Annotated in this window: 17 protein-coding genes and 1 riboswitch; of the genes, 5 read left to right on the forward strand and 12 right to left on the reverse strand. The window is 60.9% G+C overall.

All coding sequences use genetic code 11. The features are described 5' to 3' along the window. The first annotated feature begins 107 nt into the window (after nt 1-107). Nucleotides 108-332, forward strand: a riboswitch (Lysine riboswitch). An 89-nt stretch (nt 333-421) separates the two neighbouring features. Then, nucleotides 422-1774 (forward strand): lysine-sensitive aspartokinase 3, encoded by a 1353-nt coding sequence (lysC, locus tag GWQ31_RS06740; protein WP_125600628.1) that lies wholly within the window; start codon nt 422-424, stop codon nt 1772-1774. A 91-nt stretch (nt 1775-1865) separates the two neighbouring features. Here the strand turns inward: lysC and GWQ31_RS06745 are convergent, their stop codons facing one another. Next, nucleotides 1866-2954, reverse strand: coding sequence for a hypothetical protein (locus GWQ31_RS06745; protein WP_265451844.1), 1089 nt, complete (start codon nt 2952-2954; stop codon nt 1866-1868). 252 nt (nt 2955-3206) lie between these two features. Between GWQ31_RS06745 and GWQ31_RS06750 the strand changes: the two genes are divergently transcribed. Beyond that, a complete protein-coding gene (locus tag GWQ31_RS06750; protein WP_275908952.1) occupies nt 3207-5480 on the forward strand; it encodes an alkaline phosphatase family protein in 2274 nt (757 codons plus the stop codon). A gap of 69 nt (nt 5481-5549) precedes the next feature. Here the strand turns inward: GWQ31_RS06750 and GWQ31_RS06755 are convergent, their stop codons facing one another. The 8 genes from GWQ31_RS06755 to GWQ31_RS06790 form a co-directional block, all read right to left on the reverse strand. Next, the gene (locus GWQ31_RS06755; RefSeq protein WP_275908953.1) at nt 5550-6563 is read right to left on the reverse strand and encodes a S66 peptidase family protein; all 1014 of its coding nucleotides are present in this window, start codon (nt 6561-6563) and stop codon (nt 5550-5552) included. Between the two features lie 191 nt (nt 6564-6754). Next, a complete protein-coding gene (locus GWQ31_RS06760; RefSeq protein ID WP_265461376.1) occupies nt 6755-7513 on the reverse strand; it encodes a transporter substrate-binding domain-containing protein in 759 nt (252 codons plus the stop codon). A gap of 168 nt (nt 7514-7681) precedes the next feature. Continuing rightward, nucleotides 7682-7999 (reverse strand): heavy metal-binding domain-containing protein, encoded by a 318-nt coding sequence (locus GWQ31_RS06765; protein WP_005310453.1) that lies wholly within the window; start codon nt 7997-7999, stop codon nt 7682-7684. 208 nt (nt 8000-8207) lie between these two features. Then, a complete protein-coding gene (locus tag GWQ31_RS06770) occupies nt 8208-9500 on the reverse strand; it encodes an NAD(P)/FAD-dependent oxidoreductase (protein WP_005310451.1) in 1293 nt (430 codons plus the stop codon). A gap of 78 nt (nt 9501-9578) precedes the next feature. Then, a complete protein-coding gene (gene ycfP / locus GWQ31_RS06775) occupies nt 9579-10118 on the reverse strand; it encodes an alpha/beta hydrolase YcfP (RefSeq protein ID WP_005310449.1) in 540 nt (179 codons plus the stop codon). Between the two features lie 385 nt (nt 10119-10503). Beyond that, complete coding sequence (locus GWQ31_RS06780) at nt 10504-12312, reverse strand: M3 family oligoendopeptidase (protein WP_275908954.1); 1809 nt, start codon at nt 12310-12312, stop codon at nt 10504-10506. A gap of 154 nt (nt 12313-12466) precedes the next feature. Continuing rightward, on the reverse strand, nt 12467-14245 hold the full coding sequence (locus GWQ31_RS06785; RefSeq protein ID WP_275908955.1) for a M3 family oligoendopeptidase: 1779 nt from the start codon (nt 14243-14245) through the stop codon (nt 12467-12469). A gap of 180 nt (nt 14246-14425) precedes the next feature. Next, nucleotides 14426-15343, reverse strand: a complete 918-nt coding sequence (locus tag GWQ31_RS06790; RefSeq protein WP_275908956.1) for a DUF808 domain-containing protein — start codon at nt 15341-15343, stop codon at nt 14426-14428. Nucleotides 15344-15532: 189 nt separating this feature from the next. Here GWQ31_RS06790 and GWQ31_RS06795 point away from each other — a divergent pair, with 189 nt between their 5' ends. Further along, the gene (locus tag GWQ31_RS06795; RefSeq protein WP_275908957.1) at nt 15533-16135 is read left to right on the forward strand and encodes a DUF924 family protein; all 603 of its coding nucleotides are present in this window, start codon (nt 15533-15535) and stop codon (nt 16133-16135) included. Between the two features lie 260 nt (nt 16136-16395). Here GWQ31_RS06795 and purL read toward each other — a convergent pair whose 3' ends face one another. Further along, a complete protein-coding gene (gene purL / locus GWQ31_RS06800) occupies nt 16396-20313 on the reverse strand; it encodes a phosphoribosylformylglycinamidine synthase (protein ID WP_275908958.1) in 3918 nt (1305 codons plus the stop codon). A gap of 150 nt (nt 20314-20463) precedes the next feature. Here purL and mltF point away from each other — a divergent pair, with 150 nt between their 5' ends. Together mltF and GWQ31_RS06810 are read left to right on the forward strand one after the other, a co-directional pair. After that, a complete protein-coding gene (gene mltF / locus GWQ31_RS06805) occupies nt 20464-21954 on the forward strand; it encodes a membrane-bound lytic murein transglycosylase MltF (protein WP_059112281.1) in 1491 nt (496 codons plus the stop codon). A gap of 176 nt (nt 21955-22130) precedes the next feature. Next, nucleotides 22131-22277 carry a hypothetical protein gene (locus tag GWQ31_RS06810; RefSeq protein ID WP_011898860.1) on the forward strand — a complete coding sequence of 49 codons (147 nt, stop codon included), beginning with the start codon at nt 22131-22133 and terminating at the stop codon, nt 22275-22277. 30 nt (nt 22278-22307) lie between these two features. On the opposite strand, the gene GWQ31_RS06815 is transcribed toward GWQ31_RS06810, so the two are convergent. Together GWQ31_RS06815 and der are read right to left on the reverse strand one after the other, a co-directional pair. Beyond that, the gene (locus tag GWQ31_RS06815) at nt 22308-22541 is read right to left on the reverse strand and encodes a zinc ribbon domain-containing protein (RefSeq protein ID WP_265467542.1); all 234 of its coding nucleotides are present in this window, start codon (nt 22539-22541) and stop codon (nt 22308-22310) included. Nucleotides 22542-22645: 104 nt separating this feature from the next. Next, on the reverse strand, nt 22646-24145 hold the full coding sequence (gene der, locus GWQ31_RS06820; protein ID WP_017411381.1) for a ribosome biogenesis GTPase Der: 1500 nt from the start codon (nt 24143-24145) through the stop codon (nt 22646-22648). Nucleotides 24146-24211 lie beyond the last annotated feature (66 nt).

A 24211-nucleotide genomic window follows, 5' to 3' on the forward strand; every position in this document is an offset into this window, starting at 1 on the left:
TTGTTGATCTTGTGCCGAGTTGTCGTCGATTGTTAAGTTTTTCACGATCTCGATTGACAGTGCAATCCAGCACAGGGTATTTCTAATTGCACTCCACCGCCTGCGGTGGAGCCAGAAGAGGAGCGCTGCCCAGGCAGCCCAAGGGAGGACACCAGCGTCCGATGAACTTGGGTCAGGGGGAGCAGCGCCGAGACGTGTGAGGCAACTGGATACCTCAACGTCGGCTGCGGGGGCTGAATCCCCCGGGTTGTCATCGGTAGTGGTCATCCCCCACTGCGCCCCATCAGGGGCGGGTACGGGATGGGCTCTGCGGGTGGAGTGCTTCTGGCCGGGATAGCTTCTCTCATTCCTGCCATTTTCAGCCTCCTCCTCTCTTTTTGCCCGATGGAACCGGATTTTTATATTAAGACAGGAGTAAGCAATGAGCCCGATCAATGTCGCCAAGTTTGGCGGAACCAGTGTCGCCAATGCCGCGGCCATGAACAATTGCGCCAATGTGGTGCTGGCCAATCCGGCAACCCGGGTGGTGGTACTGAGCGCCAGCGCCGGCGTCACCAACCTGCTGGTGGCACTGGCCCAGGGCGATCTGGACGAGGCAGGCCAGGAGGCGCAGCTGGCCAAACTGGCCGAGATCCAGCAGGCCATTCTGACGGCACTGGGCGATCCCGCCGACGTGAGTACCCTGATCCATGCCACCCTCGGCGAGATCCGCACCATGGCCCGCCAGGCCAGTCAGCATACGGATGCGGAACTGGCTGACAGGCTCATCGCCTGTGGCGAGCTGATGTCTACCCGCCTCTTCACCGAGCTGTTGCACCAGCGTGGCATCAAGGCCCACTGGCAGGATGTGCGCCAGCTGATGCGCACCGACAGCCGCTTTGGCAAGGCGACCGTGGATCTCGCCGCCACTCGCGGCCTCTGCCAACAGGCGCTGGGGCCCCTGCTCGGCGACAGCCTCATCATCACCCAGGGCTTCATCGGCTCGGATGCCGATGGCCGCACCACCACGCTCGGTCGTGGCGGCTCCGATTACAGCGCCGCCCTGCTCGCCGAAGCGCTGGATGCGGGCAGCATAGAGATCTGGACCGATGTGCCCGGCATCTATACCACGGATCCCCGACTGGTGACACGCGCCCGCCCCATTCCCGAAATAAGCTTCGTGGAAGCGGCCGAGATGGCTACCTTTGGCGCCAAGGTGCTGCACCCGGCCACCCTGCAACCTGCGGTGCGCCAGGACATTCCTGTCTTTGTCGGCTCCAGCAAGGATCCCGCCGCCGGCGGCACCTGGATCCGCGCCAGCACCAGCACCAACCCGCTGTTTCGCGCCGTGGCATTGCGCCGCCAGCAAGTGCTGGTGACCCTGCACAGCCTCAACATGTTCCACGCCTACGGCTTCCTGGCCGAGGTGTTCGGCATCCTGGCCCGCCACCGCATCTCGGTGGATCTCATCACCACCTCGGAAGTGAGCGTGTCGCTCACCCTGGATCACACCGGCAGCCAGAGCAACGGCGAGCCCGTGCTCAGCGACAAGGTGCTGGCCGAGCTGGGTCAGCTCTGCAAGGTGAAGGTGGAAACCGGCCTGGCACTGGTGGCGCTCATCGGCAACCGCATGAGCGAGGCGGCTGGCGTGGGCAGTCAGGTCTTTGACGCCATTCGCGAGCACAACATCCGCATGATCTGTTATGGCGCCAGTGCCCACAACCTCTGCTTCCTGGTCAAGGAAGAGGAAGCGGGCCACATCGTCAATCGCCTCCACCAGGAGCTGCTCGACTGAGCCAGCCGAGGTTTGACACGGCATAAAAGAGGGGCACTCAGGGTGCCCCTCTTGTCGTTGATGCCCATGTCATCGATGCAGATACCAGCGCCTACCCCGCCAGGGTCGGCACCGGCAACAGGCAGGAGCGGATCTCCTCACGCAGACCTGCGAGTCTGGCCAGCAATGCTGCCTGGCTATAGCCAGCCTCGTCAGGCCCCAGATTATCCGCCAGTTCGGCGAAATGGTCGGCCACCGCCTTCTCAAGCCAGTCGAGCCGGCGCAAAGTGAGCGGGCCGCAGCTCTTGCCGCTGAGGTCATCCATGATGTCGAGCCGATGGCTGCGATACATGTCCCGCCACCAGTTGGCGGCCAGCGCGTCATCGCTTGCCAGTGCCGAGCGCCACTCCCCCTGCAACCCTTGCAATCGAGCCAGCACTGCCGAGCTAGCCCCCTCCCGGGTCAGATATTGCAATTCGCGCTGCACCCAGCCCAGACAGAGGCCACGCCAGTAGCGAAACTGCGGCAACGGATCCGGATCGTCGAGCCAGAGACCCGAGAGGGTGCGGGTCTCCAGCCGTTCCGGCACATGAAACTGGGGATCGGAGAGGCCGTTTGAGTTGAATTCATGGCGGGGATCGAACGGCCACATGTAGCCAAAATCGAACACGGCGATCTGCTGGCCATCATCGAGCAGGTTGCCCGGGCTCGGATCCCAGTCAAACCAGCCCCAATGGGCGAGCTCGGCCTGCACCGCCAGCATCTGGGCCAGATTGCGCTCATTGAGGTCGTGTACCGGCACCCCTCGCAACCAGGGGGAGACGAGCACCCCTGCCCTGGCCGAGCCAAAGCAGGTACAGACCACGTGAGAGAGAATGGTGGGATGCAGCTCACGCAGCGCCTCTATCTCGCGGCGCCGCTCCAGCTCGGTCAGGAAGGCGGTCTTGCCGTCGATATTGGCCACCAGGGAGTCATGCCTGCGCCGTTTCAGACACCAGTGATGCCCCTCCACCTTGAGATGAAACACCTCGGCGGTGAGCCCGTGACGATAGACCTTGAGCACGGCGGGATGATCCTCTCTGAGTCTCACCAGCTGTGCCAGTGGCAAGGGACAATCCTGCTCGCGCCCGATCCGGATCTCCTCCTTGCTCTCCAGCATGCGGAGCAATCTTGCCTGACGTGCTGCTACCTTGGGATTCATACATGTACCTCCATCCATTATTGAGAGACTAAGCAGCAAGGCAGGTACAGACCAGCAGCAAAGCGTCATGATGACGCTTTCATCACAGAATGAGTGTGACGGCCCGATCCGGATCACAGTTTGCATGGCTTCGTGGTCACGAAATATTCATTGTTTGGTCATTAAATTGACAACAAGGAACAAGCCCCTCACCATCGGGTCACATTAAATGCAGCAGCCATTCGTCGTTACTCGCTCAAAGGATGAGCTCATATGAAAGTCCCCTCCTCAGCACGCCGGCCAGCCAGGATCCCCAGCCTGCCTTCCCTGCTGCTTGGCTTGCTGGCTGCGCTGCTGCTGCTGACCCTGATACTGCCGCAGATCAATCCCGGCAGCTGGCTCGGCCAGGCCCGGCCACTGGTGCTGGGACCTGCCGACCAACCCATAGCGACGCTCACTCGCCACTCTCTGCTCTACAAGAGTGACAACCGTGGCCTCTATCTGGTGGTGCGCAGCCAGTGGCAGCTGCTCAAACCGCTGCAAGCGAGGGACAAGGTGCGGGTGGAGCTGCTCAATGACAAAGGGGAGCGCATAGATCAGCTGAGCCAGGCGGTAGAAAAACGCCAGCGATGCAATAAAGGGCGCTGCACCCTGGATCTCAACAGCACCTTGCGGGCACCGGACGATGCCCTCGCCAGTCGCTATCAGCTGCGGATCGGCCTGCTGCTGGCAGATCGACCCGAGAGCGCTGAATTCAGCCAGATCCTGCAGACTCTGCCGGAGCAGGGTTTCAACCTCACCTACCTCTTTACCAGCCTGGTATTGGTACTGGCACTGAGCGCCGCCGTACTCAAAGCCCTGCTGCCCAAGCTCAGGCGCAGTTTGCGCTGGCGGATCATCGGTAGTCTGCTGCTCGGCAACCTCACCTTCGTGCTGTTGCACGGCTTTGTGGTATTCAAACTGGGGGAGTTTCTGCTCTGGTCCGGCTTCAGGCCCGAGCACTACTATCTCGCCTGGGGCAGCATGGTTCTGGGCTGGAGCCTCTGTGCCCTGGCGGGCTTCAATCTCTATATGGGACTGGTGTTCACGGCGCTTTCCGGCATTGGCCTGCTCGCCAACTTCATGAAGATCGCCATCTACGGGGTGCCGCTGGGGGGTGACGACCTTGGCAATCTGCTGGCACTGCTGCGCATCCTGCTGGATCAGCATCCGGTATTGCCTGTGCTCGGCGTCGCTGCGCTGCTGTTTGTCTGCTGGCGTTTCGCCCTGTCACGCTGGGTCTTGCGCGGCCTGTTTCGCACGACTGCCGCCACCGCCGCCTTTTTTGCCCTGTGTGTGTTCGCGACCCAGACCGGTAACAAGCTGCTGGGGGCCAACATTCGCTACGTGGACAGAGCGGTCAACTATCACAGGGATCTCATCCGCTCCGGCCCCGGCCTCTATCTGTTCAACCTGGTGGATGAGATGCTGCAAAGCGGCAGTGTGTTTCGCTATCCCTTGCAGATCAATGAGCTCACTCCACAGATCAGCCATGTGAGCCAGGGACAGCCCCCCCGCTTCGATCTGGTAATAGTGCTGCAATACGAGTCGCTCTGGCTCGGCTGGCAGGGCAGGATCTGCGCCCCACCTCCCACATTGAGCCTGCCCGCCAACGTGCAACAGTGGCAAAAGACCATCCACTCCCCCACCACAGGCGGCATGACGGTGCTGGCCGAGTTCGAGATGAACACGGGTCTGCCGGTGGGCCTGCTCAAGCAGGGGGTCGTGCCCTATTACTACCTGTCCGAGCAGGTGCCCGGCCTTGCACAAAGCGCAAAGCAAAGCGGCTATCACACCCTGTTTGCCCACCCTTACGTGGAGAAGTTCTGGGGCCGTGCCAAGGCGATGCCGGCCCTTGGCTATGAGGAGCGCTGGTTCGATACACGCTTTACCAGTCTCGAGCACAAAGGGCTCTACATCTCGGACGATGCACTGATCGACCATCTGCTCAGACGCAGCGAGCAGGACACCTCACCGCTCTTTGCCTACACGGTTACCATGCAGGGCCACGGCCCCTTCGACGGGGATCGCTATCATGCCCAGCAGCTCGACAAGGCCTGTCCAGATCAGAGTGCGGCAGACCGCCAGCTGCTCAACACCTACTACACGGGGGTGGTGGATGCCATGGCTTCCCTGGAGCGGCTGCTCAAACGGCTGGACAATTCTGGCAAACGCTATCTGGTGGTGGCCTTTGGCGATCATCAACCCTTTCTGATGTCGGCAGGCAAGGGCATTCACGGCGACAAACCGCCCCGCGATGCCAGCTACCAGATCCCCATGATGGCCTTTACCCGCGATGATGGTGCCCTCTCTCTCGAACGGCAATTCGCCCCTGTGCGCCAGCTCTACCAGATGGGCCAGGCCACCCGTCAGCTGCTGGCAGGGGATCTGACCCCGATCCCGGATCTCCCCCTGCTCCACCCTGTGCTGGGGGAGGAGAAAGGCTTCGACGTCTCTCCCCTGGTGCCCCAGCTCCGGGCCAGTTTCAGGGCCAATGCCCTGCCCTGATCCCGGACCTGAGAAAGTGAAAGAGGCCGCTGTTGCGGCCTCTGTGCATACTGCGATTGACGGGATCACTCACTCGCCAAGCCAGGGTTCGCACAGGGTGAGGGTCCGGGCATCGAGATCCAGCTCAGCCTCGATGCCAAGAGGCAGAGTCAGCATGGGATGAGTGTGGGCACAGTCAAACTCCGCCAATATGGGGAAACGCGGCGTCCCCACCACCTCCAGCAGAATATCGAGCGGCCGCTTGCCACTGCCCTGATGATCGAACAGCTCGTGCTTGCCGATAACCAGAGCGCCGATGCGGTCAAACACACCGCACAGCTTGAGATGGGCGAAGGAGCGCTCCACCGTATCAGCTGTCAAGAGGCTGTCTTCCAGCAGCAGAATATCTCCGTGCGCTATGGCCGGCATGTAAGGAGAGCCCCAGATCCCCGTCAGGGTATTGAGGTTGCCACCAAGCAGCCGTCCCCGCACCCGACCTGTCCCCACCGAGATCAACCGATTGGGCTGACACTGCTTGGCCCGAGTCTGGTTTTCCCAATCGAGCCGCTCGTCGGTCCAATAAGCAGGGGTCGGCAAGGTATGAGGCACGGCGCCCCCACCCGCCAGGCAGACCTGGCTAAACCCGGCCAGAGTCTCATCTACCAGCGGGGGCAATTCACCGAACGATGCCACCAGCGCCGGGCCATAAAAGGTGACGAGGCCGGTTTTGGCATAAATGCCGAGCAGCAGGGCCGTCACATCCGAGTAGCCGATGATGATCTTGGGATCCCGTTTGAGCGCATCAAAATCGAGATACGGCAACAGGGAGTTGGAGTTGCTGCCGCCAATCACCGACATGATGCAACGCACGTGCGGATCGCGAATAAGTGTATTGAGCTCGGCAGCCCGCGCGGCTATGGTGCCGGATCGCCAGTGATCCTGCTGGCCGGTGAGGCTGCCCGCCTTGAGCCTGAAGCCCTGCGCTTCCATAAACCGCTTTGAACGGGCAAAGCGGTTTGGCGCCCAGGCAGTGGCTGCGCTGGAGGGGGAGAAAAAACCTATGGTGACGCCAGGCTTGAGCCCTGGCGGCTTGAGTAATGTCATTGTCAGGTGTCCTGTCCCGAGTGCGGCCATCTGGCATTATGGCGCCAACCTTGAAGGACTCATAGTAACCCGAAAATGACCCGAAAGACATCAGGATAAGCTGCTTGGCCCTGGTGAGCGATTCGGCGAAACGCGGCGAACCATCACAACCCCCCTTGCAACCTCAGTGACATGGGCCGCCGCGCAGACGCTCATTCGCTCGCTGGCCGGATCCAGAAGCGACGCTCCCATTTCTGGGTGATCTCATCGTAAGTCCCATCCGCGCGCATGCTGTCCAGGGTCCCTTGCAGTGCCTTGATGATGGCTTCGTCCGTCTCCAGGCTGAAGGCAAAGTAGAACTCCTTGGTGTCCTGATACTGAAACAGGGGGACAAAGTCCGAATAACTGTGGCCCAGCGACTCTATGTGATAGGCCGCCCCCATCTGCATGGCTGGGGCTATGTCCGCTCGCCTGCGCAGCATCATGCGAAACTTGTCATCTTCATCGTGCACCAGCACCAGATTAAGCCCCTGATCAGCCAGTTCACGTGCCGCAGCCGAATTGCGCACAACGGCAATACGCCAGGATGCCAGCTCAGAGAGCTGATTGGCCGTCACCTCCTCTCGTTTCGCCAGGCGATAAAACCAGAGGGTGCGAGGTCCTATGGGGCCAACCCAGTGAAAGAGCGCTTCTCGTTCCGGCAGCCGTACCATGCTGAAGATAACTGTGTTCGGGTGATGCAGCGCCATCTGATAGGCCCGCGCCCAGGGCAGGAGTTGTACCCCCTTGCTGTCGAGCGAAAGCTTGCTCCTGTCGACCATCCGTTGCAGGAGATCCACCGACAGACCCGTTACCAGACCGTCTCTGTCCCGATAGTTGTAAGGAGGAAGCTCCTCTGTTACCGCCTGAATGTTGACCCCCGCAGCGCTGCCCAGCCAGCACCACAACAATAACCAGCGAAAATGCCACATGATTGACCTCTCTGCCTGTTTCCCTTGCTTCAGTATGGCGGCAGTGGGCAACCCTGCGTATACAGGCTGGCCAGCAAGATCACAGGATTTGTCACAGTTCCGGTCAACGCCGGGGCAGAAACAGAAAAACCGGCAGAAGGTTGCCGGTTTTTCAATGGCTGACAGGGCTTAGATTACAACGGCGGTACCGCTGATGCTGACCATCAGCATACTGCCGTTCTGCCCCACCACCTCGTAGTCGATATCGATACCGACCACGGCGTTGGCGCCCAGCGCCTGCGCGCGCTCTTTCAGTTCATCGAAGGCAATCTCGCGGGCGCGGGCCAGCTCTTTTTCGTAGGCACCGGAGCGGCCACCAATGATATCGCGGATACCGGCAAACAGATCCTTGAAGATATTGGCGCCGAGAATGGCTTCACCCACGACGATGCCGCGGTATTCACGAATGGTTTTGCCTTCCAGCGTGGGGGTAGTTGAGAGGATCATCTTGCGCTCCTGAGGTGAAAATGGGTTTCAGACTACCCCAAACTTCTACCGGACAACATCCCCCGCCCCCTAATAGCCAGTTGCACGATAATGGTTGCCGTTGCAGGCGACCATGCCGCCATTTGGCTCGCGCCCATCGCCGGAACCTGGACCCGAACGATAAAAAAAGGAGAGGCCAGGCCTCTCCTTTTCGTGTGCTGATGGCAGCTTAGTGCAGCTTCAGGGTCGGGCGCAGTACCCGGTTGATGCGGCCCACCAGCATGATGAGACCCGTCTTGATGTAGCCGTGCAGAGCGACCTGGTGCATCCGGTACAGCGAGATGTAAACCATGCGCGCTATGTAGCCTTCCACCATCATGGAGCCGCGCATCAGGTTGCCCATCAGGCTGCCCACTGTGGAGAAGCGGCTCAAAGAGACCAGGGAACCGTGATCGTGATAGAGGTAAGGTTTCATCTCACCGCCTTCCAGCTTGGCCAGGATATTCTTGCATGCCTGGGTCGCCATCTGGTGGGCGGACTGGGCGCGTGGCGGCACGAATTTGCCATCCGGCTGCGGGCAGGCAGCGCAGTCACCGATGACGAAGATATTCTCGTCACGGCTGGTTTGCAGTGTCTCTTTCACTACCAGCTGGTTGATGCGGTTGGTTTCAAGGCCGGCGATATCCTTCATGAAATCCGGCGCCTTGATACCGGCAGCCCACACCATGAGGTCAGCTTCGATGAGCTCCCCATCCTTGGTGTGCAGCCCATCGCTGGTGGCTTCGGTGATCATGGTGGCGGTACGCACATCCACCCCCAGTTTGACCAGTTCCTGATGAGCCGCGCCACTGATGCGCTCCGGCAGCGCTGGCAGTATGCGGGGACCCGCTTCCACCAGAGTCACCTTCAGGCTCTCTGTGGTGAGGTTCTTGAAACCGTAGGCATAGAGCTGCTCCACAGCGTTGTAGAGCTCGGCAGAGAGCTCGACGCCAGTGGCACCGCCGCCAACGATGGCGATCTTCACCTTGTCACCTGGCTGGTATTCGGTGGCGAACTGCAGGAAGCGGTTCATCATGCTGTTGTGGAAACGGTGCGCCTGGGAGGGGCTGTCCAGGAAGATGCAGTGATCCTTGATGCCCTTGGTGTTGAAGTCGTTGGACACGGAACCGATGGCCATCACCAGGATGTCGTACGGCACCTCCCGCTCATGCACCACTATGTCGCCATTCTCATCGACGATCTTCCCCAGCACGATGCGTTTTTCGTCGCGCTTGATGTCAGTCAGGCTGCCCAGCTGGAAATCGAAACCGTGGTTTTTGGCATGGGACTGGTAGCTCAGGGCATCGATACCCGCATCCATGGAGCCGGTGGCCACTTCGTGCAGCAGGGGTTTCCACAGGTGGGTACGGTTACGGTCGACCAGGGTGATCTTGGCCTTGTTCTTCTTGCCCAGTTTGCGACCCAGGCTGGTAGCCAGCTCCAGACCGCCAGCTCCACCGCCGACGACAACAATATTGGTCATGGTTAATTACCTCGGTTCCATTAAAGCGAAGGGAGCCATCGGCTCCCTTGATAGTTGAATCCATGACGTGACAATCGATCAGGCTTCTTTGAAAGCCTTCATCTGTTGCAGGTGATGAGAGATATTTTTGAACTTGTGAGTCTCTCGCTCATCCCACACGATGTTGTAATAATTCTTCAATTCACGCTCAATGTCGCCATTATCGCGGATTTCATCCTGAACGGAAAGGATGCAGAGGCAATTTCCTGAATTTTTACTACGAAATTCAGACACACATTTGGTGCCTATATCCTCGTACTCTTCCGGTCTGTCTATCTTGCCCTGCATGGTGATCTCGGGGTGCAGATTGGGGTTGAAGATCACCTGTTTGATGCCGCACAAGAAGCCGATCCGCTCGCTCCAGTAACCTCCCAGCCCCACCCCGCAGATGAGAGGCTTGGGGTCTGTGCTCATGTCGAGCTGCTTTTTCACTTCCTTGAGCAGGTGGCTCATGTCATGACGGGGATGAACCGTGCTGTAGTGCACGAAACGCACATCATCATCGATAAACTGCAACTGCAGCACTTTTTCATGATTGCCGAGGCTGGTGGCATCAAAGCCATGCAGATAGATGATCATGGACAAGACCTCAAAAACTGTGTCGGTTCTATCGAAACTACCCCAGCGGCGGGGCCTTGCGCCACCAAAACATCCCACTTTCTTGCTTTGGATCACGCCTCCAGTTGCGGATGAAACCAGATTAAGTCAATCAGATACCTCACCTGCTCCGTTCGACAATAAAAGTGGGCACCCGCTGTGGCGAAGGGATCACCTGGCTAGCGAGGCAAGTGGCTGTGCCATGGGACAGCAAACGATTGCCCGTCACGGTTGCTCAGTACCACAAGGCCGCCCTCTTTATCAGCCATGATCAGCCCCACGCCCTGCACAGCGTCATCTGTGGGAAACCATGAAAAAACCGCCGGGCAGACACACTGCCCGGCGGCTTTTTACGCGGCAAAGACCCCTAGCAGCAGGTCTGCTCGAAGCGATCCACCGCCGCCGCCACCAGCGCCATGCTGCCCTGCCAGAAGGCAGCTTCGCGGATATCCTGACCCAGGTGTTTTGCCACCAGATCTTCGGCGCTCATGCGGCCGGTATCGCGCAACAAGGCGCGATAGGCCTGTGCCACATCCGTTTCCCCTGCCGCCTGACGGCTCATCAACTGCTGATAGACCCCCAGGCTGAACAGATAGCCAAACAGGTAGGGGTAGTTGTAAAAGCCGAGTCCGGCGATGGAAAAATGCGCCTTGGCCGCCCAGAACAGAGGGTGATAACGCACCAGACTCCCCTCATACCAGCGACCCCAGGCTTCATCCGTCATCGTCTTTAGCCGCTGTGCCGACACATAGCCCTGTCCACGGGCAGCCACCAGGGCCTGCTCGAAGTCGAAGCGGGCCGGAATGTTGACCAGGAAGGTGGCAGCGCCGTCCGCCTCGGCCCAGGCGATGGCTTGTTGCTGCTCTGGCGTCTGCGCCTGCTCGAACAGGGCGCTGCGCACCAGGGTTTCGGCAAAGATGGAAGCGGTCTCCGCCAGCGTCATGGGGTAGCTGCGTTGGCTCATGGGCAGATCGCGAATGAGCCAGTTGTGCCAAGCGTGACCCAGCTCGTGAGCGAGCGTGATGACATTGTCCATGGTGCCGGCATAGGTGATAAAGACTCTCGGCTCCACCGGATCGGCAAACTTGGTGCAGTAGGCACCGGTACGCCGGTTCGGGGTGGGCGCCGCATCAATCCAGCCCTTCTCGGCCATCATGCGGGCAAATTCCCCCATCTCGGGATCGAAGCGGGCAAAGGCCGCGGCTATGATCTCGATCGCCTCTTCAAACGGGATCTCGCGGCTGCTAGCGGCCGGCGGCGGTGCAAACAAGTCCTCCGGCCCCGGATCTGTGATGCCGAGCTGCCGGGCCATCAGCCCCAGCGCCCGCTGGCCCAGCGCCCGGGCTTGATACGTCTCGGCCATAAGCGTATCCAGGGTGGTGCGCTCTATGTGGCTCTGATGGCAGGAGAGATCCAACGCATCGAGCACACGCTGCTTGCCACGCTGGCGCGCCAGTTCAAGTCGCCAGCCGTTGAGGGCATTGAGGATGGCGGCCACCGTCTCCTGCTCCCCTTCCCAGCCGGCGCTGATGGCATCAAAGGCCTCGCGGCGCAGTGCCCGCACCGGGCTGGAGAGCAGATTGCTTGCCTCGGCCAGCCCCATCTCGCGGCCGTCGATCACGAGGCGGATCTTGCCCACCAGATCGTTATAGAGGTTGCCCCAGCCATGCAGGCCGTCGGTACCAAGGCCGATCACCAACTGCTCCGCCTCCACCGGCAGACGCTGATCCCGCAAGCGGCGCTCATGGCGCAGTCGGTACGCCTCTTCTCCGAGCAAGGGATCCTGCATCAGCCGCTCAAACTCGGGCTCGGGCAGTCCCAGCATCAGGTCTTCGACCGGCGCCAGTGCCTTGAACAGGTCGGCATTGAGGGCCCTCGCGCGGGAGGCCAGCTGCTTGGCGAGCGGATCGCTGGCATCCTGACTGCCCTTTGATGCCGCCAGCACGGCGACGTTCCAGCCGATATTGCGGATCCGCTGGGCCCGCAGGCGCACTTCCCGCAAAAAATCGGGCAAGGCGTCGATATTGCCCAATACCTGCTCAAGACCGTCGATAAAACCGGCAAGCCCGGCGAGGTTGGCACGGGCCTGGCTCATGTCCGCTTCCAGCTCGGGGCAGTCGAGGGCGGGATAGATATGCTGGTTGTGCCACTGCTGTGGGTAGACTCTTTGTTGCATCAAACGCTCGTCATCAATATCAAGGGGCAGAGGCTGCCCTGGGTGAAATGCACATGGCCGGGCCGCTGCGGGCCCGCCACGAAAGAAACAGGGGCCGCCGGGGCGCCCCCGAACGGCCGGTCTGATCAGCCAATGCGATAGACGGGCCAGCCCGTCACACCAGTCGTTCGAGGCGCTCGACCGCCTCCTCCACATAGCGCAGGCTCTCCTGCCAGAAGGCGGGTTCGCGAATGTCGACCCCCAGGTGTTTCTCCACCAGATCCTCGGCGCTCATGCGGCCCGTGTCGGTGAGCAGCGCGCGATAGGCGTGGGCAAAATCGCCCCCGGCCCGCTCCTTCTGGGCATAGAGCCCCAGGCTGAACAGGTAGCCGAACAGGTAGGGGTAGTTGTAAAACCCGAGATCGGTGATGGAGAAGTGGCCCTTGCTGGCCCAGAACAGCTCGTCGTACTGGCTGAGGGTGTCACCATAGCACTGCTGCTGCGCGGATTTCATCATCTGCCGCAGCTGGCTTGCCCCCACATAGCCTTGCTCCCGCGCCGCCACCAGGGTCCGCTCGAAGGTGAAGCGGGCCGGAACGTCGAGCAGCAGGCTGGCGGCGCGCTCCCCGTCCAGCCAGGCGATGGCCCTGCGCTGCTCCATGTTGTCGGTGGCGGCCAACAGGGCATCACGCACCAGGGCCTCGGCAAACAGGGAGGCGGTCTCGGCCAGCGTCTTGGGGTAGTCGCGCTGCTCCAGCGGCAAGTCCCGCAACAGCCAGCTGTGCCAGGCGTGCCCGAGCTCGTGGGCCAGGGTGATGAGGTTGTCCATGGTGCCCTCGAAAGTGAGAAACACCCGAGACTCGGGAGGATAGGCATATTCGGTACTGTAAGCACCGCTGCGCCGGTTTGCGCTGGGGGCTGCATCAATCCAGCCCTTCTCGGCCATCATGCGGGCAAAGGCCCCCATTTCAGGGTCAAACCCGGCGAAGGCATCGGCCACCAGGGTCAGTGCCTGCTCGAAGCTGAGCAGGGCCGAGGGCGCGGCGGGCGCAGGGGCATAGAGATCCCAGGGGGCAAAATCGGTGATCTGCTGGGCGCTGGCCATGGCGCGCAGGGCTCGCCGTCCCAGCGCTTTGTGGGCGTCAGCCTCGGCCATCAGGGTATCCAGAGTGGCGCGCTCGATATGGCTCTGATGGCAGGAGACATCCAGCGCATCGAGCCGACGCGTCTTGCCACGCTGGGCGGCGAGTTCGTTGCGCCAGCCGTTGATGGCGTTGAGGATGGCGGCTACCGTCTCCTGCTCTGCCTGCCAGGCGGCCTGGATGCCGTGCCAGGCGCTGGCACGGCGCGCCCGATCCGGGTGAGCCAGCAAGTTATCCGCCTGGGCCAGTCCCATAGGCTCTCCGTCCACCACGGGCCTGAGTCGGCCCACCAGACTGTCGTAGAGATCCCCCCAGCCTTGCAGTCCATCCACCGAGAGCCCCTCGATCAGCTGCTCGCTCTCGAGCGACAGCCGTTGATCCTGCAGGCGGCGATCATGACGGATGAGGTAGGCAAGCTCGAACAGCTCGGCATCCTGCAGCAAGGCTCGAACCTGCCCCTCGGGGGCACTTGCCCAGAACAGGGTCACCGGCTTGCTGAGCTGGGCCAGGGTCGCCTGCAACTGCTGGCCACGGGATAGCAGCACCTTGGCCGCTTCGTCGCAACCATTGCGACTGAGCCGGTTGTAGGCATAGGTCTGGCTGTTCCACACCAACCGGTTCACGTCGGTCCAGCAGGATCTGATGGCCCGCAGCAAGTGGCGCAAGCCATTGACGTCTGTGGTTTGAGGAAGCTCGTTCAGCAATTGACTCAAGGTCGTCAGCGTATGGCGGGCCTGATGAAAATCGGCGTCGACCGCCGGGCAGTCGGGGGCGGCATAGATGTGATCATCCAGCCATTCGGGTGGGTTCATAATGGTCCTTGTTTGTTTGCATCCATGTCATGTGACCCAGCCTCTATGGGCTAGTGCCAGTTCGGATAGTACGAAGGGGGCCGGCACTTGCCTAGCCCCCATCCGAGTCAACAAACAGGACAAACAATCATCTGTGCGACGGCCTCTGTCGGCCGGGCACCGAGAGTGGAGAAGCCGCCGTTATCTGGCGGGTTTGAGTTTGCTCACCAGTGTCATCGCCAGCACCAGCAGCAGGCCGGCCACCACACCGGTCACGGCGTTGAGCAGGGTTGGCGTGATGGCGGCCAGCACTGTACCCACTGTTGGCAAGGTGGCAAGTGCCCCGGCAGCCCCTTCTATCAGGTGATGGGCGAAGGGCCAACCGTGCACCAGTATGCCGCCCCCCACCATGAACATGGCAATGGTCCCTACCAGCGCCAGCAGATGCATCAAACGGGGCGCCGTCACCAGCAGCCCCTGCCCGACTGCGCGGCGCAAGGCGCTGCCGTCGGACTTTTGCAGCAGGTGCAGACCTATGTCGTCGAGTTTGACGATAAGTCCCACCAGACCATAGACCCCCACCGTCATCAAAAGCGCTATGCCTGCCACCACGGAGATCTGCAAACCCAGGCTGCTGCCTTGCACAGTGCCGAGCGCGATCACGATGATCTCGGCGGAGAGGATAAAGTCGGTGCGAATGGCCCCCTTCACCTTCTGCTGTTCAAAGGCCACCAGATCGTCGGGAACAACCTGGCTGCTCGGCTCACCTTCTGCTGCATCGTGGGGCAACAACTTGTGGGCCAGCTTCTCCGCCCCCTCAAAGCAGAGATAGGCGCCCCCCAGCATCAGCAAGGGGGTGATGAGCCAGGGCACCAGGGCACTGATGGCGATGGCGGCAGGCACCAGGATCAGCTTGTTGCGAAACGATCCCTTGGCCACCGCCCACACCACAGGCAGCTCCCGCTCTGCCCGCACGCCGGAAACCTGCTCGGCATTGAGGGCAAGATCGTCCCCCAGCACGCCGGCCGTCTTCTTGGCAGCAACCTTGGTCATCAACGCCACGTCATCGAGCACGCTGGCAATATCATCGAGCAGGGCCAACAAACTGGTTCCGGCCATATCAGGCATTCCTCATATCAGTGGAAAACTCCCCTCAGGCTCGCCGGGCAGGCGCCACAGGCGAATGCCGACCAGAGGGGATTCCTCATTTCGGGTAAAAGATGGCACAGTGTAACGAGAAGCCGCCATTTCGGCAGCTACCACATCAGGGTCAATTGGCCTTGTTTTCCTCTGATCCAAGGAGTTCACATGCAACCCTGGCAGCCTCTGCTCGATTTCTGGTTTGGCGATGATGCCGACGATGCCACCCGTGCCGCGCGGCAAGCTTCACTCTGGTGGGGAAAAAGCCGCGAAACCGATGCGCTGATAGCCAGCCGCTTTGGCGAACTGGCCGAGGCAGCGGCCGCTGGCAGCCTGGCCCACTGGGCCGAGGTACCCGTCGGTCGGTTGGCACTGATCCTGCTGCTGGACCAGCTGCCGCGCAATGTACATCGCGGCACACCCGGCGCCTTTGCCCGGGATCCCCATGCTCGCGACCTCTGCCTGAAAGGATTGTCTATTGGAGCAGACAGGGCGCTCTCCCCGCTGGCTCGGGTCTTCTTCTACCTGCCGCTGGAGCACGCCGAGTCTCGCGAGCAGCAAGCCAGGAGCGTAACCCTGTTCGAGGCGCTGGCGGCCGAACAGTCCGCGACCCCGGCCCAAGCGACCTTCGAAGGGTTTGCCGACTTTGCCCGCCGCCATCAGGTGATCATCGAACGCTTCGGCCGCTTCCCCCATCGCAATGCCATACTGGGTCGCGCAGATACGCCACAAGAGGCCGATTTTTTGCAGCAACCCGGCTCGGGTTTTTAGTCCATGAAAACCACGTCATAGAGAAATGGCTCACCAAGCCGGGATACCATGCGCCAAGATCCATTGCTCCCTGCGTCCGATGCACAAAATCCGAAACCAGCCCGGTTGGTTCCGGATTTTTTATCTGCATCAAACCAACGCTCGTCTCCTCCACTGATAGCAGGGATGGCCACACTGAACATGCCTGCGCCACGCCTCTGCCAATAAAAAAACCGGCCAAGTGGCCGGTTTTTGATGCGCTGCAGCGTGGGTGACGGGGTTTAACCCAGTCGTACACGGGCGTTGCGGAACATCCGCATCCAGGCGCCATCCTCGCCCCAGTTGTCCGGGTGCCAGGAGTTGGCCACGGTGCGGAACACCCGCTCCGGGTGCGGCATCATGATGGTGGCCCGGCCATCCGTGGTGGTCACGGCGGTAATGCCATCCGGCGAACCGTTCGGGTTGGCCGGGTATTGCTCGGTCACCTGACCACGGTTGTCGACAAAACGCAGACCCACAAGACCACTGGCTTGCAACGCGCTCAGGTGAGCGGCGTCGCGCACCTCCACTCGCCCTTCCCCGTGGGAGACGGCAATGGGCATCACTGAGCCCGCCATGCCGGCGAAGAAGGCGGACGGAGAGTCCTGCACCTCCACCAGGCTGAAGCGCGCCTCGAAGCGCTCGGAGCGGTTGCGCACAAAGCGCGGCCACAGATCGGCCCCTGGGATCAGGGTGCGCAGGTTGGACATCATCTGGCAGCCGTTGCACACGCCCAAGGAGAGGGTATCGCCACGTTCGAAGAAGCGCTGGAACTGCTCACGGGCGTTGTCGTTGAACAGGATGGACTTGGCCCAGCCCTCGCCCGCCCCCAGTACGTCGCCGTAGGAGAAGCCGCCACAGGCCACCAGGGTCTGGAACGCTTCCAGCTTGATCCGGCCGGAGAGAATGTCGCTCATATGGACGTCGACAGCGGCAAAACCGGCACGATCGAACGCAGCCGCCATCTCCACATGGGAGTTAACCCCCTGCTCGCGCAGCACCGCCAGACGGGGGGAAACTCCCTTGGCGATATAGGGCGCGGCCACATCCTCGGACGGGTTGTAGGTCAGTTTGGCCTGCAGACCCGGGTCGATGGCATCCTGACGGGCGGCATGTTCCTGATCCGCGCACTCGGGGTTGTCCCGCAGACGCTGCATCTGCCAGCTGGTCTCGCCCCAAAGGGTGCGCAGGGCGGTGCGACTGGCACGATACACTTCTGTACCCGCGCGCTGCAGTGTGATGAGGTCCCCCTCGCGCACTGTGCCCAGCACATGAGAGCAGGCAGCCAGACCGTGACCGGCCAGCAGGGTCATCACCGCCTCTTTATCTTCACGGCGCACCTGAATGACGGCGCCCAGCTCTTCGTTGAACAGCGCAGGCAGCAGCTCGCCGCCGATGCGATCGAGCTGGATGTCGAGGCCGCAGTGACCGGCGAAGGCCATCTCGGTCAGGGTGACGAACAGGCCGCCGTCGGAACGGTCGTGATAGGCGATCAGTTTGCGATCGGCCACCAGCGCCTGAATGGCGTTGAAGAAGCCTTTCAGTTGTACCGGATTGTCGAGATCCGGCGCCTTGTCACCCAGCTGACGGTAGACCTGAGCCAGGGCCGAGGCGCCGAGACGCTGCTTGCCGTTGCCAAGGTCAATCAGGATGAGGTCGGTCTCACCGAGATCGGTACGCAGCTGCGGCGTAACCGTGTTGCGTACATCTTCCACCCGGGCAAAGGCGGTGATGAGCAGGGAGAGCGGCGAGGTGACGCTTTGCTCCTTGCCATCCTGCTGCCAGCGGGTCTTCATGGACATGGAGTCCTTGCCCACCGGAATAGTGATACCAAGGGCCGGGCAGAGCTCTTCACCTACCGCTTTCACCGCCTCATAGAGACCGGCATCTTCCCCCGGATGACCGGCAGCGGCCATCCAGTTGGCCGAGAGCTTGACCCGCTTGAGCGATCCAATGTGAGTCGGCGCCAGGTTGGTAAGCGCTTCCGCTACCGCCATGCGGGCGGATGCGGCGTGGGAGAGCAGCGCCACCGGGGTGCGCTCGCCCATGGACATGGCTTCGCCGTGGTAGCTGTCGTAGGTCGCCGCAGTAACGGCGCAATCGGCCACCGGGATCTGCCAGGGACCGACCATCTGATCGCGGTTGACCAGACCGGTCACGCTGCGATCGCCGATGGTGATGAGGAAGGACTTCTCCGCCACTGTGGGCAGACGCAGTACCCGTTCGGCTGCATCGTTCAGCGTGATGCCGTCCAGTTGCAGCGGCTTGCCCTGAGCTGGCAGGGTAGTGATATCGCGGTGCATCTTGGGCGCCTTGCCGAGCAGCACGTCCAGCGGCAAATCGATGGGCTGGTTGTCAAAGTGGCTGTCAGAGAGGGTGAGATGCTTCTCTTCGGTGGCGGTACCGATGACGGCATAAGGCGCACGCTCACGCTCGCACAGTGCCTTGAACAGGGGCAGCTTGTCCTGCGCCACCGCCAGCACGTAACGCTCCTGGGATTCGTTGCACCAGATCTCCAGCGGGCTCATGCCCGGCTCGTCGCTCTGGATGGCACGCAAATCGAAACGACCACCACGCTCACCGTCATTGACCAGCTCCGGCATGGCGTTGGAGAGGCCACCCGCCCCCACGTCGTGGATGAAGACGATGGGGTTGGCATCGCCCAGCTGCCAGCAGCGGTCGATCACTTCCTGACAACGACGTTCCATCTCGGGGTTGTCGCGCTGTACCGAGGCAAAGTCGAGATCTTCGGCTGACTGACCGGAGGCCATGGAGGAGGCTGCGCCGCCACCCAGACCGATGTTCATGGCCGGACCACCCAGCACTATCAGGGCCGCCCCGACCGGGATCTCCCCTTTCTGAACATGATCGGTGCGGATGTTGCCGATGCCGCCCGCCAGCATGATGGGCTTGTGGTAGCCACGCACCTCGACGCCGTTGTGGCTCGGCACCTCCTCTTCGAAGGTACGGAAGTAACCGAGAATGGCCGGGCGACCGAATTCATTGTTGAAGGCGGCGCCGCCAAGCGGCCCCTCCTGCATGATGTCAAAGGCACTGACGATGCGGCTCGGCTTGCCGAAATCCTGCTCCCAGGGCTGTTCGAAGCCGGGAATACGCAGGTTGGAGACGGTAAAGCCCACCAGACCCGCCTTGGGCTTGGCACCACGGCCGGTTGCACCCTCGTCTCGGATCTCGCCGCCGGAGCCGGTAGCCGCTCCCGGGAAGGGGGAGATGGCGGTCGGGTGGTTGTGGGTTTCCACCTTCATCAGTATGTCGACCTGCTCCTGATGATACTGGTACTCACCACTGGCAGGGCTCGGGAAGAAGCGGCCACCCTGGCTCCCTTCCATCACGGCGGCGTTGTCTTTATAGGCAGACAGGACATGATCCGGCGTCTGCTCGAAGGTATTCTTGATCATCTTGAACAGCGACTTGGGCTGCTGCTCGCCGTCTATGGTCCAGTCGGCGTTGAAAATCTTGTGACGACAGTGCTCCGAGTTCGCCTGGGCAAACATGTAGAGCTCGATGTCGTTGGGGTTGCGGCCCAGCTTGGTGAAGTTCTCCACCAGGTAGTCAATTTCGTCATCGGCCAAGGCCAGACCCAGCGCCACGTTGGCCTCTGCCAGCGCGGCACGACCACCACCCAGTACATCCACCTGGGTGAAAGGACGCGGCGCCTGGTGGGCAAACAGGGCGCTCGCCTCTTCCATGTCGGCGAACACCACTTCCATCATGCGGTCGTGCAGCAGGGCTACGACCTCATTGCGCTGGGCTGCGCTCAATTCACCCTTGGTCTGCACGTAATAGGCAATGCCGCGCTCCAGCCGCTTGACCTGGGTCAGGCCGCAGTTATGGGCGATGTCGCTTGCTTTGGAAGACCAGGGGGAGATAGTGCCGGGACGGGGGGTAACGAGAAACAGCTGACCGCTGGGGGTGTGTTCAGGAATGGTCGGGCCATAGCGCAGGAGCTGGCCCAAGGTCGCTCGCTCAGGCGGCGACAGGGGGGCCGACAACTCGGCAAAATGCACGTATTCCGCGTAAACGCTCTCTATCTCTACTCCGCTCTCTACTCCACTCGCCGTTGCCATCTGTGCAAAGCGTTGCAACAGTTTTTGGATACGAAACTCAGACAGTGCAGGCGCACCTCGCAAGATTTCCATATGACCTTTCTCACCAAGTTTTAAAGTGTGGGGGGATTTGAGACGCGCGTATTATAGGGATCTGGCTCACGCCGGACAAACGTTTTTCTTGATTTACCGAGTGTGACTCGGTGCACACTCTCTGGTATAAAGGTCCCTCTTTTCTGACAAATGCCGATTTTTTCAACAAGGGTACTCACCTACTTGCGCTGCATTTTTCGACTGTTTATCGGGCTGATGTTGCTGCTGACCCTGGTCGGCTGCGACTTCTACACCCCCTCCAGCCAGCTGGAACAGATCCGCCAACGGGGCGAGATCCGGGTTGGCACCATCTATGGCTCCACCTCTTATTACCAGCGTGACGACCTCGCCCAGGGGTTCGATTACGAGCTGGCGAAGAGCTATGCCGACTGGTTGGGGGTCAAGCTCACCATAGTCCCCGTCTACTCCATCGCCGAACTGGTCGAGCTGCTTGAGAAAGGCAAGCTGGATCTCGCCGCCGCCGCCATCGTCGTCACCCCGGAGCGGCGTGCCCTGTTTCGCTTCGGCCCCGGTTTTTATCAGGTCTCCCCCAAGCTGGTGTATCGCTATGGCTCGCCCAAGCCAAAGGACATTGGTGATCTGAAAGGCTCCATAGTGGTACCGGCAGGCTCCACCGGTGAGGATCTGCTCAGGGAGCTGGCCAAGGAGTACCCCGGGCTGAAATGGAGTTCCAACCGGGACGCTGACGTGGAAGAGCTGCTCAAGCAGGTGGCCGACGGCAAGATTGACTATACGGTGGTGCAGGACACAGTGCTGGCCCGCACCCAGCGCTACTACCCCGAGCTCACCGAGGGGCTGACGCTCTCCAAGAACCAGACGGTGGCCTGGGCCATGACCAAGCTGCCCGACGACAGCCTCTACGCCAGCATCATCGACTTCTTCGGCCAGCGCTTCATGGATGGCGCCATCGCCAAGCTGGACGAGAAGTACTTCGGCCATGTACAGAACTTCGACTTCGTCGACACCCGCACCTTTTTGCAGCGGGCCAAGAGCCTGCTGCCCAAGTATCAGGATCTGTTCAAGACTCATGCCCGCATGGTGGACTGGCGCCTGCTGGCGGCCATCAGCTATCAGGAGTCCCACTGGGACCCGCAGGCCCGCTCCTACACAGGGGTGCGCGGCATGATGATGCTGACCGAGCCCACCGCCAAGGCGATGGGGGTCAAAGACAGAACTCATCCGGCGGAGAGCATCGAGGGTGGCGCCCGCTATCTGCAACATATGATGGAGAAGGTGCCCGCCTCCGTGCCCGCCGATGAGAAGGTGTGGTTTGCCCTCACCGCCTACAACATCGGCTATGGCCACATGATGGATGCCCGTCGTCTGACCAAGGAGCTGGGCAAGAATCCCGATGCCTGGAGCGATGTGAAAGAGGTGCTGCCCCTGCTGCAGCAGGCACGCTGGCACCGCAAGGTCCGCTACGGCTATGCCCGTGGCGGTGAGGCTCGCAACTACGTCAACAACGTGCGCCAGTACTACCAGAGCCTGCTCTGGCTCGACAACGAACAGCAAAAAGCACACAGACGTGAAGAGCTGGATGAGGACGACAGCAGCGAGCCACAAAGCACAGAGCGCCCCACCGTCATCGCCGAAGTGGTCAAGCAGATCACACTGCGTTGAGCCCTTGTTGACAGATTTGTTTTCCGGGTGAGTTCTCTGTTACCATCCAGACAGACCGGAGCCTGTCCGAAATTGTTTTTCTCGCTTTATTTCATCAAGTTAACTACTGGTAGACAGCATTTTCGGATAGGCTCCATTCGTAGTACCAAATGGCCACCCAATGGGAGGAGACCAAGATGCGAGCTCGCAGAAGAACCACTCTGGTCAGAAAAGCCAAGAGCGCCTGGAGCCCCAGACGCAAACTCAAGCTCAATGACATCAAACGCAAGATTTGGCGCAGAAACCGCTCCTACACCTTGCTGATAGCAGAACACACAGCATAAACCCGGCATTTGCCGGGTTTTTTTATTCTCTTATGGTTGCGCGGCCGGGGTCGCCTCAAAGATCACCGACCGCTTCGATACCAGGCAGTTGCAGTGATTGCAGAAGTAATCCACAGCGCCGCACGCCTTGAGCCGTTCCAGCTCCTGCTGGCAGCCAGGACACAGGGCCCGGACTCGATAACGGGCCTGACACTGGCTACAAGTCACCTCGCGGCTGCGGCTGTCCAGCGCTGTGTTGCAGGCCGGGCAAATCAGGGAATTCATACTCGACTCCTCTCAAAGTGGATCTGCGGTGGGCCAACCCACAGCAGATCCCCCTCGCCTCTTCCCAAGAAAAAACGGCTGCCGGTGAGGGCAGCCGCTGGGCCTTATTTCTTGGTTTTGGCCTTGAGCAGGCGCTTGCGTTGACGCTCCTGGCTCAGGGTCATGGTGTTCTTCCGACCCTCGAACGGGTTGGCAGACTCCTGGAACTCGACCCGGATCGGGGAGCCCATGATCTTGAGCGACTTGCGGAAGTAGTTGATGAGATACCGCTTGTACGAATCCGGCAGGTCATTCAACTGGTTGCCGTGGATCACGATACGGGGCGGGTTGTAACCACCGGCGTGGGCATATTTGAGCTTGACACGGCGACCGTTCACCATGGGTGGCTGGTGATCTTCCTGCGCCATCTGCATGATGCGGGTCAGCATGGCGGTGCTGGTACGGCGGGTGGCGGACTGGTACGCCTCCTGAATGGATTCGAACAGGTGGCCGACACCGCTGCCGTGCAGGGCGGAAATGAAGTGGACACGGGCGAAATCGATGAAGCCCAGGCGTCTGTCCAGCTCGTTCTTGACGTCCTCTTTCACCTTCTGATCCAGGCCGTCCCACTTGTTCACCACCAGCACCACTGAGCGGCCTGAGTGGAGCACGAAGCCGAGGATGCTCAAGTCCTGATCCGTGATGGTCTCCTGGGCGTCGATCACCAGCAGGCAGACGTTGGCATCTTCGATGGCTTTCAGGGTTTTGATGACGGAGAACTTCTCCACCGTCTCGTGCACCTTGCCACGACGACGCACACCGGCGGTGTCGATGATGACGTACTTCTGCTCGTCACGCTCCATCGGAACATAGACGGAGTCGCGGGTGGTGCCCGGCATGTCATAGACGATGACGCGATCTTCACCCAGCATGCGGTTGGTCAGGGTCGATTTGCCGACGTTGGGGCGACCGACGATGGCAAACTTGATGGGCAAGTCGGCGAACGGGGTCTCCTTGGTATCTTCCCTGGTATCGAGATCACCGGCGGCTACCATGCGCAGCAGGGCTTCTTCGTCGAAGTCCTCCTCTTCTTCATCCTGCGCATCTTCTTCGGCAGCGGCGTCGACCAGGGTTTCCAGATGGGGAGCCAGGGCCAGTTCCAACAGGCTCAGCACGCCACGACCGTGAGCGGCCGCGATCTGGTAGACATCGCCCAGCGCCAGGCTGTAGAACTCGGACACGGCGGAATCACCGTCGATGCCGTCGGTCTTGTTGGCCACCAGAAACACCTTCTTGTGGGTCTTGCGCAGATGCGCTGCGATAGCCTGATCGGCTGCCGTCAATCCTGCGCGCGCATCCACCATAAACAGCACCACATCGGCTTCTTCGATGGCCAGCAGGGATTGCTCGGCCATCTTCAGCTCGATCCCCTCTTCGGTGCCATCGATACCGCCGGTATCAACCACGATAAATTCCAGCTCGCCCAACTTCGCCTGACCGTATTTACGGTCCCGGGTCAAACCGGGGAAGTCGGCCACCAGGGCATCCCGGGTACGGGTCAAGCGGTTAAACAGGGTGGATTTCCCCACGTTGGGGCGGCCCACCAGGGCTACTACAGGAGTCATAAAAGCCTCATTCTCAAGACGACAAAGGCTCCGGGTCCGAAGACCAGGAGCCGGATATTCACATTG

The organism is Aeromonas sp. 2MA4 (assembly GCF_029237305.1).
GTDB lineage: Bacteria > Pseudomonadota > Gammaproteobacteria > Enterobacterales > Aeromonadaceae > Aeromonas > Aeromonas salmonicida.